The 16,387-nt window shown below is 63.2% G+C and carries 14 protein-coding genes; 8 read left to right on the top strand and 6 right to left on the bottom strand.

All coding sequences use genetic code 11. The annotated features are described in order from the left end of the window. Positions 1-65 precede the first annotated feature (65 nt). The 4 genes from H9K76_RS02350 (at position 66) to H9K76_RS02335 (ending at position 4,398) form a co-directional block, all read left to right on the top strand. The gene (locus tag H9K76_RS02350) at positions 66-914 is read left to right on the top strand and encodes a 3-hydroxybutyryl-CoA dehydrogenase (protein ID WP_187597996.1); all 849 of its coding nucleotides are present in this window, start codon (positions 66-68) and stop codon (positions 912-914) included. A gap of 191 nt (positions 915-1,105) precedes the next feature. Beyond that, positions 1,106-1,867: a metallophosphoesterase family protein gene (locus H9K76_RS02345; RefSeq protein WP_187597995.1), complete on the top strand. Its 762-nt coding sequence runs from the start codon at positions 1,106-1,108 to the stop codon at positions 1,865-1,867. A gap of 4 nt (positions 1,868-1,871) precedes the next feature. Continuing rightward, positions 1,872-3,341 carry a bifunctional serine/threonine-protein kinase/universal stress protein gene (locus H9K76_RS02340; protein WP_187597994.1) on the top strand — a complete coding sequence of 490 codons (1,470 nt, stop codon included), beginning with the start codon at positions 1,872-1,874 and terminating at the stop codon, positions 3,339-3,341. Between the two features lie 49 nt (positions 3,342-3,390). After that, positions 3,391-4,398 (top strand): serine/threonine protein kinase, encoded by a 1,008-nt coding sequence (locus H9K76_RS02335; protein WP_187597993.1) that lies wholly within the window; start codon positions 3,391-3,393, stop codon positions 4,396-4,398. Between the two features lie 14 nt (positions 4,399-4,412). On the opposite strand, the gene H9K76_RS02330 is transcribed toward H9K76_RS02335, so the two are convergent. From H9K76_RS02330 to htpG, 4 genes are all read right to left on the bottom strand, one after another. Continuing rightward, positions 4,413-5,192, bottom strand: a complete 780-nt coding sequence (locus H9K76_RS02330) for an ankyrin repeat domain-containing protein (RefSeq protein WP_246475257.1) — start codon at positions 5,190-5,192, stop codon at positions 4,413-4,415. Positions 5,193-5,233: 41 nt separating this feature from the next. Beyond that, the gene (locus H9K76_RS02325) at positions 5,234-5,923 is read right to left on the bottom strand and encodes an exosortase H-associated membrane protein (RefSeq protein WP_246475255.1); all 690 of its coding nucleotides are present in this window, start codon (positions 5,921-5,923) and stop codon (positions 5,234-5,236) included. 51 nt (positions 5,924-5,974) lie between these two features. Continuing rightward, positions 5,975-6,595 carry an exosortase H gene (gene xrtH, locus H9K76_RS02320; protein ID WP_187597992.1) on the bottom strand — a complete coding sequence of 207 codons (621 nt, stop codon included), beginning with the start codon at positions 6,593-6,595 and terminating at the stop codon, positions 5,975-5,977. A gap of 253 nt (positions 6,596-6,848) precedes the next feature. Beyond that, the gene (gene htpG / locus H9K76_RS02315; RefSeq protein ID WP_187597991.1) at positions 6,849-8,798 is read right to left on the bottom strand and encodes a molecular chaperone HtpG; all 1,950 of its coding nucleotides are present in this window, start codon (positions 8,796-8,798) and stop codon (positions 6,849-6,851) included. A gap of 728 nt (positions 8,799-9,526) precedes the next feature. On the opposite strand from htpG, the gene H9K76_RS02310 reads away from it, so the two are divergent. The 4 genes from H9K76_RS02310 to H9K76_RS02295 all read left to right on the top strand — a co-directional run bounded on the left by H9K76_RS02310 (position 9,527) and on the right by H9K76_RS02295 (position 14,367). Further along, positions 9,527-10,054 carry a Csu type fimbrial protein gene (locus H9K76_RS02310; protein WP_187597990.1) on the top strand — a complete coding sequence of 176 codons (528 nt, stop codon included), beginning with the start codon at positions 9,527-9,529 and terminating at the stop codon, positions 10,052-10,054. A 60-nt stretch (positions 10,055-10,114) separates the two neighbouring features. Beyond that, on the top strand, positions 10,115-10,894 hold the full coding sequence (locus tag H9K76_RS02305) for a fimbrial biogenesis chaperone (RefSeq protein WP_187597989.1): 780 nt from the start codon (positions 10,115-10,117) through the stop codon (positions 10,892-10,894). Between the two features lie 196 nt (positions 10,895-11,090). Next, the gene (locus H9K76_RS02300; RefSeq protein WP_187597988.1) at positions 11,091-13,334 is read left to right on the top strand and encodes a fimbria/pilus outer membrane usher protein; all 2,244 of its coding nucleotides are present in this window, start codon (positions 11,091-11,093) and stop codon (positions 13,332-13,334) included. A 7-nt stretch (positions 13,335-13,341) separates the two neighbouring features. Beyond that, complete coding sequence (locus H9K76_RS02295; protein ID WP_187597987.1) at positions 13,342-14,367, top strand: Csu type fimbrial protein; 1,026 nt, start codon at positions 13,342-13,344, stop codon at positions 14,365-14,367. Between the two features lie 8 nt (positions 14,368-14,375). Here H9K76_RS02295 and H9K76_RS02290 read toward each other — a convergent pair whose 3' ends face one another. Then, positions 14,376-15,455 carry a pseudouridine synthase gene (locus H9K76_RS02290; protein WP_246475253.1) on the bottom strand — a complete coding sequence of 360 codons (1,080 nt, stop codon included), beginning with the start codon at positions 15,453-15,455 and terminating at the stop codon, positions 14,376-14,378. Positions 15,456-15,528: 73 nt separating this feature from the next. Further along, on the bottom strand, positions 15,529-16,353 hold the full coding sequence (locus H9K76_RS02285) for a Crp/Fnr family transcriptional regulator (RefSeq protein ID WP_187597986.1): 825 nt from the start codon (positions 16,351-16,353) through the stop codon (positions 15,529-15,531). Positions 16,354-16,387 lie beyond the last annotated feature (34 nt).

Here is a 16,387-nt window from a genome sequence, read left to right as displayed (position 1 = left end):
CTGCAGCAACCATCGCGGCACTGAATTTAGCTTCTTATTCTTCTCATCCACAAGGCAGACTTTATATGACGATTTCTACAGTAGGCATCATCGGCGCCGGCACCATGGGCAACGGCATCGCGCAGGCTTGCGCCGTTTCGGGCATCGATGTGGTGATGGTGGACATCTCCGAAGCTGCCGTGCAGAAGGGCATCGCCACCGTGAGCGGCAGCCTCGATCGCCTGATCAAGAAGGAAAAGATATCGGAAGCCGACAAGGCCGCGGCGCTCGCCCGCATCAAGGGCTCGACCAGCTATGACGACCTGAAGGCCGCGCAGATCGTGATCGAGGCCGCCACCGAGAACTTCGACCTGAAGGTGAAGATCCTCAAGCAGATCGACGCGCTGGTCGCGCCCGAGGTGATCCTCGCCTCCAACACCTCGTCGATCTCCATCACCAAGCTGGCCGCCGTGACCAGCCGTGCCGACCAATTCATCGGCATGCACTTCTTCAACCCGGTGCCGATGATGGCGCTGGTGGAAATCATCCGCGGCCTGCAGACGTCGGACGCCACGCACGACACCGTGAAGGCGCTCTCCGAGCGCCTGGGCAAGAGCCCCATCACCGTGAAGAATGCCCCCGGTTTCGTGGTCAACCGCATCCTGGTGCCCATGATCAATGAGGCCTTCTTCGTGCTGGCCGAGGGCCTGGCAACGCCCGAGGACATCGACGCCGGCATGAAGCTCGGCTGCAACCAGCCGATCGGCCCGCTGGCGCTGGCCGACATGATCGGCCTCGATGTGTGCCTGGCCGTGATGGATGTGTACCTGGAGGAGTTCGGCGACAGCAAGTACCGCCCCTGCCCGCTGCTCAAGGAAATGGTGGCGGCGGGACGCCTCGGCCGCAAGACGGGCCAGGGCGTCTACAAGTACTGATCTGATCAGGTGCTGATCACCTGCTGGTGCTTTCGGTCGGTGTCATCACCTGGGCCCACCCCCCTCTTGCAAGAGACCCTGCCGCGGATGCGCCGGCCAGCTCACCGCGAATGCACCAGTAAACCACTTGGGAATGCAAGCCGGATATCAGCGGGAGCCCTCATGATGTACGGGAGACAACGGACGTACCCATGAAATACGCGCTCCTCGCCGATCTGCACGCCAACCTGCAGGCGCTCGATGCCTGCCTGGAACACGCTCGCTCCCTGGACGTTCAGCAGTTCGCCTTCGTAGGCGATCTCGTCGGGTATGGCGGCAACCCCGCCGAGGTGCTCGACCGCGTCATGGCGCTGGCATCGGGCGGCGCGCTGTGCGTGCGCGGCAACCATGACGAGGCAGCGCTTTCCCCGCCCGAGATCCCCCGGCTGGTGCAGGATCTCGGGTCGGCCTGGACGCATGCGCAGCTCAAGCCCCTGCACCTGAGCTTCCTTGAGAACCTGCCGCTCACCACGCGACTCGAGCAGGACGTGCTGCTGGTACATGCCAGCGCCGACGCGCCCGGAAAGTGGCACTATGTGGAGGACAGCAGCGCTGCGGAACGCAGCATGCGCGCGGCCGCCGAGCAGGATCCGAACATCCGCTACGTATTCAGCGGCCATGTGCATGTACAGGCGCTGTACTTCCTCACGCCCACCGCCAAGCTGATGCGCTTCGCGCCCGAGCCCGGGGTTGCCGTGCCCGTGCCGCCGCATCGCCAGTGGCTCGCGATCGTGGGCTCCTGCGGCCAGCCGCGCGACAACGATCCGCGCGCAATGTACGCCCTCTACGACAGCGACGCTGCCACCATCACCTTCCATCGCGTGCCCTACGACCACATGGCGGCGGCCGCCGCCGTGCGGGCCACCCGGTCGCTGCCGGCCTACTGGGCCGACCGGCTCGAATGGGGCCATTGACCGCATGAAGTTGCTCACGCCAGGGACCGAGATCGACGGATTCGTCATCCACGAGTGCCTGCATGCGGGAGGCATGGCGCACATCTACCGAGTGACCCACGCCGACGATGCGCGCGAGCCGGGCTTTCCCCTCGTGATGAAGATCCCGCGCATGGCCTCGGGCGATGGCGCGGAAAACATCGTGAGCTTCGAGGTCGAGTTGCTGATCCACCCCGCGCTCTCGGGACCGCATGTGCCGCGCTACGTGGCCGCGGGCGACCTGATGCGGCTGCCCTATATCGTCATGGAGTACATCAGGGGCACCACGCTGCAGCAATGGATGGAAAACCATCCATGCGCCGGCATCGACGAGATCGCCCTGATCGGCAACGCCATGGCGCTGGCGGCCCACAGCCTGCACCAGCAGAATGTCTGCCACCTCGACCTCAAGCCGGCCAACGTGCTGTTGAAGGACGACGGCACGGCCGTGCTGCTCGACTTCGGGCTCTCCTGCCATGCCCACTACCCGGACCTGCTGGCCGAGGAGATGCGCAATGCCGTGGGTTCGCCCGCATGGATCGCGCCCGAGCAGATCGTGGGCGTGCGGGGTGACGTGCGCAGCGATGTGTTCGCCATCGGCGTGATGCTCTATGAAATGGCCACCGGCGAGCTGCCGTTCGGCGCACCCACCACGCAGGGCGGCATGCGCCAGCGCCTGTGGATGGTGCCCGCGCCGCCGCGCCAGTTGCGCGGCGATGTGCCGACGTGGCTGCAGGAGGTCATCCTGCGCTGCCTCGAGCCCGAGGCGGCGCAGCGCTATCCATCCGCCGCGCATCTGGCCTTCGACCTGTCCCATCCCGAACATGTGCCGGTCACCGACCGCGGCGAACGCAGCTCGGGGCCCGGCGCAGGCTCGCAGCTCAAGCGCTGGATCAAGGCGGCGGGCATGCAGTACCAGCCCAGTCCCCTGCCCAAGGAGCAGATCGAGGAGGTGCCGATCCTGATGGTGGCCGTGCCGCACGAGGATGTGAGCGATGCCACCATGTATTCCCTGAGACAGGCCGTGAACCGCTCGCTCGGTATCCGGCCCGGCGCGCGGCTGGCGTGCGTCACGGTGATCTCGCCATCGGCCAGCAGCGCCACCCGGCACGAGCGCAGCGAGACCACGTTGCACCGTCGGCATCTTGCCCGCCTCAAGCAGTGGAGCGCCACCCTCAACCTGTCCGGCCACAGCGCGAGCTGCCATGTGCTGGAGTCAGGCGACGTGGCCCAGGCCATCATCCGTTATGCGCGCGGCAACCAGGTCACGATGATCATCATGGGAGCGGCTACGCACGGCCTGCAGATGCAGCGCTTCATGGACACCGTGCCGATCCGCGTGGCGCGCGACGCGCCCTGCACCGTCATCCTGGTCAAGCAGCAATTGCCCTTCGAAGCGCTGGCCGCTGCACCCTCGCCCGACGATGCAGTGCAGGCCGATCAGGACACGCGCTGAGGAGTCCCTCCTCGCCGCCGGACGCCGTGCTGCGGCGACAATAGCTGCCATGCACAACGACACCTCCGCGCAGCATGCGTATTCCGCGCTCACACCCGACCTGGTTCTGGACGCTCTGGCCGGGCTTGGCATGTACGGGGACGGCCGCCTCATGGCGCTGGGCTCGTACGAGAACCGCGTGTACCAGGTGGCGCTCGAGGATGGCGAACGCGTGGTCGCCAAGTTCTACCGTCCCGGTCGCTGGAGCGACGAGCAGATTCTCGAAGAACATGCATTCGCTCTCGAACTCGCTGGAGCCGAAGTGCCGATGGTTGCACCGCTCGTCACCCAAGGCAGGACGCTGCATCACCATGCAGGCTTCTCGTTCTCGGTGAGCCCCTGGCGCGGCGGGCGAACGCCGGAGCTCGACGATTTCGAAGTGCTCGAATGGATCGGTCGCTTTCTCGCGCGCATCCATGCCGTCGGCGCCCAGCGCCCATTCGCGCTGCGCCCCCCGCTCGACCTGCAGACGTTCGGAGTCGACAGCCGTGACTGGCTGCTCGGCCAGAACATCATCCCGCTCGACCAGGAATCGGCGTGGCGCAAGGCCTGCGACGAGGCGCTGCAGATCATTGCGGACAAGATGCAGGACACGCCCTGCGCGGCGCTGCGCATTCATGGCGACGTGCATCCGGGCAATGTGCTGTGGACGCCTCTCGACGACCAGGGACGCGGCGGCCCGCATTTCGTCGATCTCGACGACGCGCGCATGGGGCCTGCCGTGCAGGACCTGTGGATGCTGCTGTCAGGCGAACGCCCCCAGCGCACGGTGCAACTCTCCACACTGGTCGATGGCTACGAGCAGTTCCGCAGCTTCGACCGCCGGGAACTCGCGCTGATCGAGCCCCTGCGCACGCTGCGCCTGATCCACTACAGCGCCTGGCTGGCCCGGCGCTGGAGCGATCCGACCTTTGCAATCAACTTTCCGTGGTTTGGCTCGAGCGACTACTGGCGCGGCCAGATCGACATGCTCATCGAGCAGATGGAAGCCATGCAGGAAGACCCCCTCGTGGTCTAGCAGCGTGTCGCATTCTAGCGGGCACCCGCTGCCGTGAGAATCTCCACCATCTCGCGCTGCCCGCGCTGCCTTGCATGCGCGAGCGGCGTCACGCCATCCTTGTCCGCCAGGTTCACATCGGCACCCGCCTTGATGACGTCGCGCACGATCTGCTGATGCGGCTCGCCGCCGTTCGCCAGCACGATGGCCTCGATCAGGCAGGTCCAGCCGAGGTTGTTGACATGGTTGACGTCCACGCCCGCATCCATCAGCGCCTTGGCCGTCTCCACATGCCCGCGCTCGCAGGCCGGAATGAGGGCCGTGCCACCGTAGCGGTTGGTGCTCTTGAGATCGGCACCGCGCGACAGCGTCATGCGCAGGATCTCGAGACGCCCGCGTGCCCCCGCGAGCAGATAGGCACTGTCCTGCATCCTGTTCTTGGTGTTCACATTGGCGCCGCCAAGGATGAGCGAGCGCGCCACCTCGATGTGATTTTCAGCCGTGGCCAGCAGGAGTGGCGTGTTGCCATCGGCATCCTGCACGTTCACGGGTGCCCCCTGCGCCAGCAGCTTGCGCACCGCGAATTCGTCGCCGGTGCGCGAGAACTTGAGCAGTTGCTCACCCAGCGCCTTGGCATGGACGGCCTTGCGGTGTGCGGTTTCCGTCACTGCAGCGGCCGCCTGCTGATGCGTCTCGCCGGTGGTGGCGTGCACCGCCTGCTGCGCCGCGGCTCCGGAGGCGCCCGCCAGCGCCGACACGGCAACCGCCGCCATCCACCCCGAACCCACCGCCTGCCGCCATCCTGTCTTCTGCATCAACCCTGATCTCCTTTTGGCCTCTTGAATCCATTCAACCATCAGCGCCTGGCCGCGCGTGGCGACTTGCCCGCCATCGACTGCTTCCAGCCGTTGACGATCACATCCGCAAAGAACTTGCGGTCCAGCAGCAGCCAGATCAGCACCGGTGCCAGGGTAGGCAACACAAGCACGCCCACCTGGTAGCCGAACACGATGGACTCGACCTGCCAGGTGTCGACGCGCAGCGTGCGAATATCGAGATTGGCGGCCACGATCACCTGCATGAGCAGATACATCACCAGGCTGAACGCCTGGATCGGCAGCAGCAGCAGGTAGCCGATGACCGCCTTCTGAATGCGTCCCGGAGCGCGCTTGGCCGCGTAGGCGGCTGCGATCAGAGCCAGGAAGATCGGCAGGCCGAATGCATAGCGCCCCGGGTCCGCCTCCACATAGACGTCGGCGACGCGGCCGCCCGTGTTGGGCACCACCACGTTCACGCTGGTTTCCACCTCAATCTTGCCGGGCTGCTTGTTCACGCCGCGCACCCACATCGGCGCCACCTGCTCCAGCGCGAAATGCGAGACCACCGCCACGGGGTAGGAAGTCCATGGGGTGATCTTGGTCCAGATCAGTGTGAACACGACCATGCATGCGAACGCGAATCCCACGAATCTCACCAGGGTCTTCTTGTCCCGCGCCGGCTTGCCTGTGTCTTCAGCGGACAGGACCTGTGTCGTCTGCTCCGTCATCTTTCGCTCCTCCATCCCTCAACGATATGGTGACTTCGTGCCGTCATGATGTCAGACGGAAGGCCTGGGCCGTACATGCGGCGACAGATCCAGCGAATGGCTGACAGACCCTTCGCCATGGCCCATGCGCGGTGCGGAGGGCACCAGCGGCGGTGCTGGCGGCTCATCGGACGGCGGCGGCTCGTTGGCCTCGCGCTCCTTCGCTCCCGCGCGCACCCACAGCAGCCAGACGATCAGTACGTCCAGCATGATCAGGCCCTGCCAGAGGAATTCGTGCGCGAAATTGAACACGGACATGTTCCACTGGCCCAGGTAGAACAGGCTGATCACGCGCACCACGTTGAGGGCCTGGATCGCAATGAAGCCGTACACGAAGCCCTTGAGCTTGTGCTTCCAGCTCGACGGAAACGCGATGATCGCGGCAAACAGCACGATGCAGGCCTCGATGCCGTTGCAACCGGCCTCGATCGACACGCCGAATCCGGTGGCGGTGTTCCACAGCACCTTGCCCTGCGCACTGGCCGTCTCGTCGAACCACACCACCAGCGACGAACAGATCTTCGCCAGGGTAGCCGTCCACGGCAGGACGATGTGCTGCTGAACCCAGTTCAACATGTTCAGCCCGAACAGGGAGAGCTGAATCGACAGAAACAGAAGAAAGAAGCGCAACATATCGGTGGTGGCTCCCGCAGGAGCATGTGTACGTACTACGACTTTTCACAAGGCATAAAAAAATGCCGTGCAACGCAAGGTTACACGGCATTCTCGTTCAAACCGCCGGATCAGGCCACCTCCGACGATTGTTCAGGGTTTTGCCGCGGGCGAACAGGTGCCCACGCCCAAATAACACCGCAGAAAAACAAAAAAGCCGCCATCCAGCAAAGACGGCGGCCTCGGGGGCAAGAGGTTTCAGGCCCTCGCCCTGTTACACCAGCAAGGCATTCACCCGCTTCACATACGCGGCGGGGTCTTCCGGCATGCCGCCTTCCGCAAGCAGCGCCTGGTCAAACAGGATATGCGCCAGGTCGTTGAAGTGCACAGAACCATCCAACTTCTTCACGAGCGGATGCTCCGGATTCACTTCCAGCACCGGCTTCTGCTGGGGGACCTGCTGACCCGCCTGCTTGAGCATGCGCGCGAGCTGCGCGCTCATGCCGCCGTCCTGCACCACGATGCACGCCGGTGAATCGACCAGTCGTGTGGTCACACGCACGTCCTCCACCTCGTTCTTGAGTGCTTCCTTGAGCTTGGCCAGCGTCGGCTTGAAGGTTTCGGCGGCCTCTTCCGCAGCCTTCTTTTCAGCCTCGTCCTGCAGCTTGCCGAGATCGACCGCGCCCTTGGCCACCGATTGCAGCGGCGTGCCGTCGAATTCGTGCAGGTAGTTCAGTGCCCACTCGTCCACGCGATCGGTCATGAGCAGCACTTCGATGCCCTTCTTCTTGAACACTTCCAGCTGCGGGCTGTTCTTCGCCGCGGCCGGGGTATCGGCGGTGATGTAGTAGATCGCCTCCTGGCCTTCCTTCATGCGCGCCTTGTAGTCGGCGAACGAGACCGTCACGCCATCGCTGGTGGACGATGCGAAGCGCAGCAGCTTGGCGATACGCTCACCGTTGCCGAAATCCTCGCCCAGGCCTTCCTTGAGCACAGCACCGAACTCGCTGTAGAACTGCGTGTACTTGCCTTCCTTGGCCTTGTCGTCCTCGCTGACCACGTCGACCACATCGCCTTCGGTCGCCATCGCTTCGTGCCTGTCGTGCTTGGCCAGGTCTTCGAGCATGGAGAGCACGCGGCGCGTGTTGCCGTCGCGGATCAGGCGCACGTCACGGCTTTCCTGCAGCAACTCGCGGCTCACGTTCAGCGGCAGGTCTGCGGAGTCGATCACGCCCTTCACGAAACGCAGATACGTAGGCATCAGCGCCTCGGCGTCGTCCATGATGAACACGCGCTTCACGTAGAGCTTGATGCCGGCCTTCTTGTCACGGTTCCACAGATCCATGGGCGCATGCGACGGGATGTACAGCAGCTGCGTGTACTCGGTGTTGCCCTCCACGCGGTTGTGGCTCCAGGTCAGTGGCGCTTCGCTGTCGTGGCTGATGTTCTTGTAGAACTCGATGTACTGCTCGGGCGTGATGTCCTTCTTGGGACGGGTCCACAGGGCGCTGGCCTGGTTGACGGTTTCCCACTCGCCGGTCTTTGCCATGTCGCCCGGCTGGTCGTTCTCGCCCTCCTTCCATTCTTCCTTTTCCATGAGGATGGGCAGGCTGATGTGGTCGGAATACTTGCTGATGAGCGCCTTGAGCTTCCAGGTGTTGAGGAACTCCTCGGCATCCTCGCGCAGGTGCAGCGTGATGCTGGTGCCGCGCTCCTTGCGGTCGATGGCCTCGACCTCGAAGTCGCCCGAGCCACCGCTCACCCAGCGCACGCCCGCGCTCTCGGGCAGGCCCGCGCGACGCGACTCGACGGTGATCCGGTCGGCCACGATGAAGCCCGAATAGAAACCCACGCCGAATTGGCCGATGAGCTGCGAGTCGGCCTTCTGGTCGCCCGAAAGCTTGCTCATGAAGTCCTTGGTACCGCTCTTGGCAATGGTGCCCAGGTTGTCGATGGCTTCCTGCTCGCTCATGCCGATGCCGGTATCGGCAATGGTCAGCGTACGCGCCTTCTTGTCGAATGAAACGCGCACCTCGAGCTGGGGCTGGTCTTCATAGAGCGAGGGGTTGTTCAGGGCCTCGAACCGCAGCTTGTCGCAGGCATCGGACGCATTGGAAATCAGCTCGCGCAGGAAGATTTCCTTGTTGGAGTACAGCGAATGCGTGACCAGATGCAGCAGCTGCGCAACCTCGGCCTGGAAGGAATGGGTGTGTTTGTTGGTCATGGGTGGATGCAGAAAAGTCTCTCTTCGATGCCGCGCCGCCTGTGCACGGGCATCTCCTTGCAGATGCATCGGGGCCATTGCAAACGCCATGAAGGGGCCGCAATGCACGCCGAGCTGGCCTGTGAGATGGGGACGAAGTGTCGTACTTCAAGCCATCTTATCGATTTCATGATTTTTCAAATTCGATAGAAATATTCTTTTTTATATTGCGTTACACATGAAACAAGAAAGGCTGTATCGGCACTCCAACACGTACCATTTTTCGCCTTTGTCGCCCCAACGACAGGTTGATTTGTATCAGTGAATCGTGTCGGCAACACCTTCAAGATACGCTCACTACTAAGGTATGGAAAGTGATAAACAGGGAAAAAATTCAATGACATCAACACCCTATGCTGTTAATTTTGACAAATCAAATTTAGCAAGCTATTGTTATTTACTTTTAGAAACAAATGTTATGTAACCCAAGGTCATCCGTTTGTCGTACATTCGCGTTGCATCTGAGTCTGACGATCCAAATCTTTTGAGCAATAGCGTTTTACTAATTTTTTGCACGGCCGAAATTCCCCGGCCGTGCTCAAAATAGGGAGCAGGAGCGGCAGACGGAGGCCATTTCGGTCGGGGAAGGGGTTGCAGCTTGCAATCTCGCCGGCGTGTGTCCAACTGCACCTCGTTGCTGCCAATGCAGGGCAGACGAAGGGTGAATTTCTTTTCCGTGGAGTTTTTTTATGTCTCTCACCCGTTTTGCACTGATTGGCGCAATCGCCGCCGCGTCCTTGGCTTCCGTGGCTCCTGCGCAGGCCGCTTCCGTCAACCAGACTTTCAACGTCAAGATCACCATCGTGTCGAAGTGCGTGTTCGGCACGACAACCATTGCCGATATCGACTACGGCACCAACCACGTTCCCACCGTCCTTGATGCGTCGCAATCCAATCTGGGTGGACAGACATCGTTCACCGTGCAATGCACCAAGACAACGCCCTACAGCATCACCATGCAGCCAGCCGGCGCCAGCACCACGGGTACCGGCACGCTGAAGGGCCCGGGCGGTGACACCATTGCCTACTCGCTGTACCAGGATGCCGCGCACAACACGCCGTGGGGCACCACCACAGGCACTGGCGGCAATGCATTGGGCGGCACGGGCACCGGTCTGGTGAGCAGCGCCATCAACGTGTACTCGCTGATCCCGACCATCGGCACTGTGCAGCCTGGTACCTACACCGACCTGGTGACCGTCGCCATCGTCTACTGATCCCGGTGCGGGACCTGGGTCCCGCAGACAGCCTTTTCTACCTAGCTCTGCCCCACTCCCATGGCGAAAAAGTGCCCCTACGCTTTGCGCCGCTCCGTTTTCGCCCTCTGGGGCCTCGGTGCGATTTTTCTGTCATCCCCGGCCAACGCCGCGGGGTTGGAGGTGGCGCCCACCACGTTGCAGATCGAGCCTTCGCAAAACGCCAACGGCATCACGCTGAACAATTCAGGTGCTCTGCCCTTGCGGGCCCAGGTTCGCGTGTTCGAGTGGACTCAGAAAGACAACCGTGATCTGTTGACTCCAACCACGGCACTTACCGTCAGCCCGCCCATGCTGCAGATCGCCCCCGGCGGCACACAATTGCTGCGGGTGATACGCACCTCTCCGCCGGTCGCCGAAGGCCAGGAAGCCGCCTATCGGCTGATCATCGACGAGCTGCCTCCGGCGGAGTCCCCCGCACCAGTCAACGCCGAACCGACGCCGCCGACCAAAGCGACTACCGCGCTGACATTTTTGATGCGCTATTCCTTGCCTGTCTTCCTGGGCCCCGAACCCCACCCGACGATAGGGACGCAACTGGCCTGGACAGTGGAGAAGACGCCCAAAACTTGGACATTCAAACTCAAGAACAATGCTCCGACGCGTGCGCAAATAGCCGACATCGAAGCCATCACCGCCGATGACAAGCGCATCAAGCTGGCCAATGGCCTGCTGGGCTACGCACTCGCTGGACAGACCATGGAATGGTCCGTGCCCGCTCCCGTGACCCAGCAGCGCATCGTCGGCTATGAGGCGTTGATCAACCGCTTCACGCAGGCGCTCAATGTGTCTTCGCCGTAGTCGCTGCGCGGGGAGCCTTGCTGCCGCAGCCATGGTGCTGGCGATTCCCTGGATGGCTCCGAGCAGCTGGGCTGCAGGTTCGCAGACCATCGACGCATCAGCCTTGCCGCCCATCGAACCGCCAAGGCAGCAAGCCGCGACTCTGTCGCAAATGGCGCTGTATCTAGCGGTGCGTCTCAACACCCGGGATATGGGGATGCAGCCCGCCCAGCTGCGAAGCGATGGCCTATGGATGCTGCGCGACACACTCCTCTCCATGGGCCTCAAGCCAGATGCCTTGAAAGCCGCCAGCGGCCTGGACGACGGCTGGATTGCGCTGACTGCCTTGCGCGATGCCAACGTGAAATTCGACGCCACACAGCAAGCCCTGGTGCTGACCGTACCGTTTGAGGACCTGGGCTGGAGCCGCACGGAAATCGTCACCCGCAACACCCAGGAGCCACGTGCAAGCGCCTCACCGGGTGTATTGGTGAACTACGACCTTTTTGGCTACACCAGCCAGCACAGCCGCGCTCTCAATGCCGCCACCGAAACACGCCTGTTCCGCGCGAATTCGGTACTCAGCAATACCTTGCTGACCACCTACACACAGAACAACAGCGCGGTGATGCCCCTTGGTGGCCAGGCTGAAAAGTTCAAGAACGTACGCCTGGACACGACGTTCAGCCAGTCGTTTCAAGAGGACATGGTCACGCTGCGTGTGGGCGACCTGCTCTCCGGCGCACTGCCATGGACTCGTGCCACGCGCATGGGCGGCATCCAGATCGCACGCAACTTCGGATTGCAGCCCTACCGCATCACCACGCCCGTGCCCGCGCTCATGGGCACCAGTGCGGTCCCCTCCGACATCGCGCTGTACATCAACGGAGTGAAGCAATACCAGGGCAATGTGCCCGCCGGACCATTCACCCTGAACACGGTACCGGGCATCAACGGGCAGGGCAATGCGCAAGTGGTGCTGACGGACGCGCTCGGGCGCAGCACCACGCTGCAATACAGCCTGTACAGCTCCCCGCAACTGCTGGCCAAGGGCCTGAGCGACTGGTCCGCCGAGCTGGGTTGGGTGCGCAAAAACTATGGCATCGCGTCGGCAGACTACGGATCCGACGTCGTCGCCAGCGGCTCGTACAGCTATGGCCTGACCGACCGGCTGACCGTGCAGGGACACAGCGAGATCGCCCCTCATCTGGCCAATGCGAGCAGCGGCATGGCGTGGCAACTTGGCTCACTGGGCATTGTTTCGGCCGCAGCAGGCGCGAGCTCCTACCAGGGAAAAACCGGCACGCTGATGCAGCTGGGTCAAAGCTGGACCGGTGAGCGGTATTTCACCAATCTCCAAGGCACCAAGGCTTCGGAGAATTTTCGCGATGCGGCCTCACTCTATGACACCACCCGCGTCAAGGCCTCCGCCCGCGCCATGGTGGGCTACACCCACCCCACCATCGGCAGCATCAGCGTGGGCGCCATCTATCTGCGCAACTTCAACGAAGCCGCGCAGCGCTACGCAACCCTGGGCTGGAGCCGAAGTTTCTCCAATCGGGGCTACATGAATTTCAGCCTCAACCGCAACCTCGATGACAGCAGGCTCAGCAATCTGCAGTTCACTTTCAACTGGTATCTGGATGAGCGAACCACGTTGGGCGGCGCGGTGTCGCATCAAGCCGGAGAAAACACCTTCACCGCCACCGCCAGCCAGAGAACACCCGCCGAGGGCGGCTGGGGGTGGAACGCGCAGGCCCAAAGCGGCACGGGCGGCGGAGGCCTTGCGCGCGTGGACTACCGGGGCCAGAGCATCGAGGCCAATGCCACCGTCTCGCGCCTGGGCGACACCACGTCGGCAGGCCTGGGGGCCAGCGGCGCCTTCATTCTGATGGACGGTCATGCCTTTGCGAGCCGCCGCGTGTCCGAAGCCTTTGCCGTGGTGACGACCAGCGGCATACCCGATGTGCCCGTCCTGCGGGCAAACTCGGTGATTGGCCACACGAATGCCGATGGAGTCATGCTGGTGCCGCAACTGGGGGCCTATCTCAACAACAAGATTTCGATCAACACCATGAACCTGCCCGCACAGACCAAGGTCCCGGTGGTCGAGCAACAGGCCGTACCCACGGATCGTGCGGGCGTGCTGGTGAAGTTCGACATCCAGAGGCTGCGATCGGCCACGGTACTCATCAACGGCCCGGACGGCCAGCCCTTGCCGCTGGGCACCCTGGTCACGCTCAAGAGCCTGGATGCCAAGCCCGACCCATCAGGCAACGCCGCGCCCGTATCGAGCATGGCAGGCTATGACGGCGCGACCTACTTCGAATCCATGGCGCTGGAGAGCCGCCTGGACGCCTATCTCCCTGATGGCAGCTCATGCCGGCTCACCGTTGCGTGGCCTGACAGCGGCCCCAACACGGTGCCGGTCATCGGCCCCCTCCCATGCGAGAGGAAGTGACACCAGCATGTTGAATTCATTGCATCAACGCATCCGGCAAACCGCACTGGCACTCATCGCCGTCTGTGCGGTGTGGCTGCTGACGCCCTCGACCGCCCACGCGCAGAACGTCAGTTGCACGGCGACGACCAGCCCCAGTACGCTCAATGCGGGCTCCATCATTCCATGGAGCTCTTCAGCCTATTCGGCAACTGGCACGATTTCAGTGAGTTGTTCAAACAACAGCATTTTCAGAGCCTATGTTTCCGTGTGCCTGAGCATTGGAACCGGAGATGCAGGCCTGACATTCGCCAATCGCCAGATCACCACCTCGGGGGGCACTTCAGGCTCCGCTCTGGGCATCGGTATCACCACGAACAACACCTACTTCGGGTCGTACTTCGACAACTACTCCGCCATCCAGATTCCGACGCAGTACATGGGGGCATACAGCAACGCCAGCTTTGGCGCAGTGCCAGTAACCGTGACGGTCAATGCAGGGCAGGTGACCGCCCCAGTCGGTTCATATAGCAGCGCCTATGGAGGAGGTCACACGGCGGTCTCCATTGCAACGAGCAGAAACAACTCCGGTGTTTCCTGCGCATCCACCGGCGCCTCGGGGCCGACGTTTCCTTTCACCGCCGCCGCCAGCGTACCAAGCTACTGTGAGTTCACCGCCAGTACCATCGGAGACATGAACTTCGCGGATACCACCGGTATTCTGGATGGTGCCAAGTCCTCCTCCACCACTCTGGGCGTGCGCTGCACAAAAAGCACTGCCTACACCATCACCTTACGTCCATCCAACAACAACACCGGCGGAAATGGGCAGATGAAAGCTGTTGGCGCTCCCAGCAACACCGATACGGTGCCGTACTCGCTTTATCAGAACAGCAATGGCACAACGCCTTGGGGCAGCCTGGCCGCCAACGATTATGCAGGCACAGGAACGGGCAATCCCGTAGCGTTGATGGTCTACGGCATCGTGCCGGCCAACCTCAACGTCACCCCGGGCACGTACCGGGATTCGGTGACGGTGACAGTCACCTACTGAATCAGCTCTCAGAACTTCTCGTTCGCCCCCAGGTACCGCCACTCCCCCACCGGCAGATTCCCGAGCGTGATCCTGCCGATGCGGATGCGCTTCAGACCCACCACCTTCAGCCCCACCAGTTCGCACATGCGGCGGATCTGGCGCTTCTTGCCTTCGTTGAGCACGAAGCGCAGCTGCTCAGGGTTCTGCCAATCGACCTTGGCGGGCTTGAGCTTCTGGCCGTCGAGCGACAGGCCGTGGTTGAGCAGCGCAAGCTGCTCCTCTGGGAATGCCGAGCGCACGTCTTGCTCGACGTCGCCGTAGATCACCCGCACAAGATATTCCTTGTCGACCGTGGAGTCCTCGCCAATGAGCTGGCGCGCCACGCGGCCATCCTGCGTGAGGACCAGCAGGCCCACCGAATCGATGTCCAGTCGTCCACATGGCGCGATACCGCGCAACTGGCCCGGGGTGAAGCGGGTGCGGCTGGTGTCCTCGCGCCAATGGGTGCGCGGGTTGATCAAGGCAACCGCCGGCGTATGGCCGTCTTCGGCCTGGCCGCTCACGTAGCCCATGGGCTTGTTCAGCAGGATCGTGACCTGCTGCTCCTGCTGGCCCTGCGCCTGGCGATCGACCTCGATGCGGTCGGTGGGCAGCACCTGCAGGCCCATCTCGGCCACCTGGCCGTTCACGCGCACCCAGCCCTTGGAGATCCAGTCATCCGCCTCGCGGCGCGAGCACAGTCCCAGATCGGCCATGCGCTTGTTCAGGCGCAGCGTGTCCGAAGGCTCCTTGCCAGCAGCAGATGGCAGGTTGCCGCGTACGGGAATGCCAGCCGCCGTGCGCGTCATGCCGGGCTCGGCGGCTGGCCGTCCCCCCGAGGACGCCGACCAGGTGTTGCCACGCGGCTTGGGAGTGAACGCGGGCCGGCCGGATGATGGCTGCGAGGCGGGTGGCGCATTCCGTGCGCCGGAGCGGCTGCCGCCAGGTACGGGGGCGCGCGGCGCATCGCCGGCTTGGGCGGACGGGCGCTTGAGCGCAAGGCGCTGCCGCGCTGGTGCGGCATCCGGCTGCGGCACGGAGGGAGAATGGGATGGCTTTTCGGGCATCCCCGTATTGTCTCAGAGCGTGCCCGCGGTCGCGCGGTCGCTCAATCGCGCGTCCGCGCCGCACCACGCCTCGTCAGGCGATCTGCACCGAGGCTCCGGACGTATCCACAATGTCGCTGAGCATGGCCGCCGACGGCACGCTGCGCCGCATGCGCCGCCCCCCTCCCGCGCCAGAGTGCGCTGCCTGGTGCGTGAACAGGCTGGTGCGCAGCGCATGAAGATCGAGCACGCGCACCCCGCCATATTCCACGCTGATGGCCTGCTGCGCTTCCAGGGTGGAAAGCGCCTCGTTCACCCGCTGGCGCGACAGGCCCACGATGTAGGCCAGTTCCTGCTGCGTGATGCGCAGGATCTCGCCCACGGCCGGGTAGAGCACCGGATTGAACAGCGCCGCCAGACTGCGCGCGACACGCACATCGGGATTGCCCATGCGGTCGATCTCGCGCGCGGCGATGAACTGGCCCAGGCGTTCATTGAGCTGGTTCATCACGAAGCGGTTGAAGCCGATGGAGTGATCGAGCAGCCAGTGGAAGGTGTCGATCGGCACGCCCGCCACCACGCTCTTGCGCAGTGCCTGGATGTTGTAGCGATAGGGCTCGCGCTTCATCGCCGTACCTTCCCCGAACCAGCCGCCGGGTGGCACGCCCGTGAAGGTCATGGTCAGGCCATCGGCGTTGTCGGCGCTCATCTTGAGCAGTCCTTCGACCAGGCCGAACCAGTACGTGACAGGTCGACCCAGGCGGCAGACATAGTCGCCGCGCATGGCGTCGCCGACGACGAGAGTGGTCAGTGCGCGCTCACGCTCGTTGGCGTTGAGCAGGCGCAACCAGGGAATGCCATCGACCTCGTGGGCGGTGGGCGGGCGACGGCGTTGATGCAACGAGACTTCCTGGCTCATAGAGCGCGAGCATCGCTCAGCCACCTTGCAGGTG

Source organism: Diaphorobacter ruginosibacter (assembly GCF_014395975.1).
Lineage (GTDB): Bacteria > Pseudomonadota > Gammaproteobacteria > Burkholderiales > Burkholderiaceae_C > Diaphorobacter_A > Diaphorobacter_A ruginosibacter.
This window is presented reverse-complemented; position numbering and strand designations above follow the sequence as displayed.

Excerpts from the sequence above, each read along its gene's own strand:
- H9K76_RS02350 (WP_187597996.1), top strand. The coding sequence starts at position 66 with ATGACGATTTCTACAGTAGGCATCATCGGCGCCGGCACCATGGGCAAC.
- H9K76_RS02345 (WP_187597995.1), top strand. The coding sequence starts at position 1,106 with ATGAAATACGCGCTCCTCGCCGATCTGCACGCCAACCTGCAGGCGCTC.
- H9K76_RS02340 (WP_187597994.1), top strand. The coding sequence starts at position 1,872 with ATGAAGTTGCTCACGCCAGGGACCGAGATCGACGGATTCGTCATCCAC.
- H9K76_RS02335 (WP_187597993.1), top strand. The coding sequence starts at position 3,391 with ATGCACAACGACACCTCCGCGCAGCATGCGTATTCCGCGCTCACACCC.
- H9K76_RS02330 (WP_246475257.1), bottom strand. The coding sequence starts at position 5,192 with ATGCAGAAGACAGGATGGCGGCAGGCGGTGGGTTCGGGGTGGATGGCG.
- H9K76_RS02325 (WP_246475255.1), bottom strand. The coding sequence starts at position 5,923 with ATGACGGAGCAGACGACACAGGTCCTGTCCGCTGAAGACACAGGCAAG.
- xrtH (WP_187597992.1), bottom strand. The coding sequence starts at position 6,595 with ATGTTGCGCTTCTTTCTTCTGTTTCTGTCGATTCAGCTCTCCCTGTTC.
- htpG (WP_187597991.1), bottom strand. The coding sequence starts at position 8,798 with ATGACCAACAAACACACCCATTCCTTCCAGGCCGAGGTTGCGCAGCTG.
- H9K76_RS02310 (WP_187597990.1), top strand. The coding sequence starts at position 9,527 with ATGTCTCTCACCCGTTTTGCACTGATTGGCGCAATCGCCGCCGCGTCC.
- H9K76_RS02305 (WP_187597989.1), top strand. The coding sequence starts at position 10,115 with ATGGCGAAAAAGTGCCCCTACGCTTTGCGCCGCTCCGTTTTCGCCCTC.
- H9K76_RS02300 (WP_187597988.1), top strand. The coding sequence starts at position 11,091 with ATGCAGCCCGCCCAGCTGCGAAGCGATGGCCTATGGATGCTGCGCGAC.
- H9K76_RS02295 (WP_187597987.1), top strand. The coding sequence starts at position 13,342 with ATGTTGAATTCATTGCATCAACGCATCCGGCAAACCGCACTGGCACTC.
- H9K76_RS02290 (WP_246475253.1), bottom strand. The coding sequence starts at position 15,455 with ATGCCCGAAAAGCCATCCCATTCTCCCTCCGTGCCGCAGCCGGATGCC.
- H9K76_RS02285 (WP_187597986.1), bottom strand. The coding sequence starts at position 16,353 with ATGAGCCAGGAAGTCTCGTTGCATCAACGCCGTCGCCCGCCCACCGCC.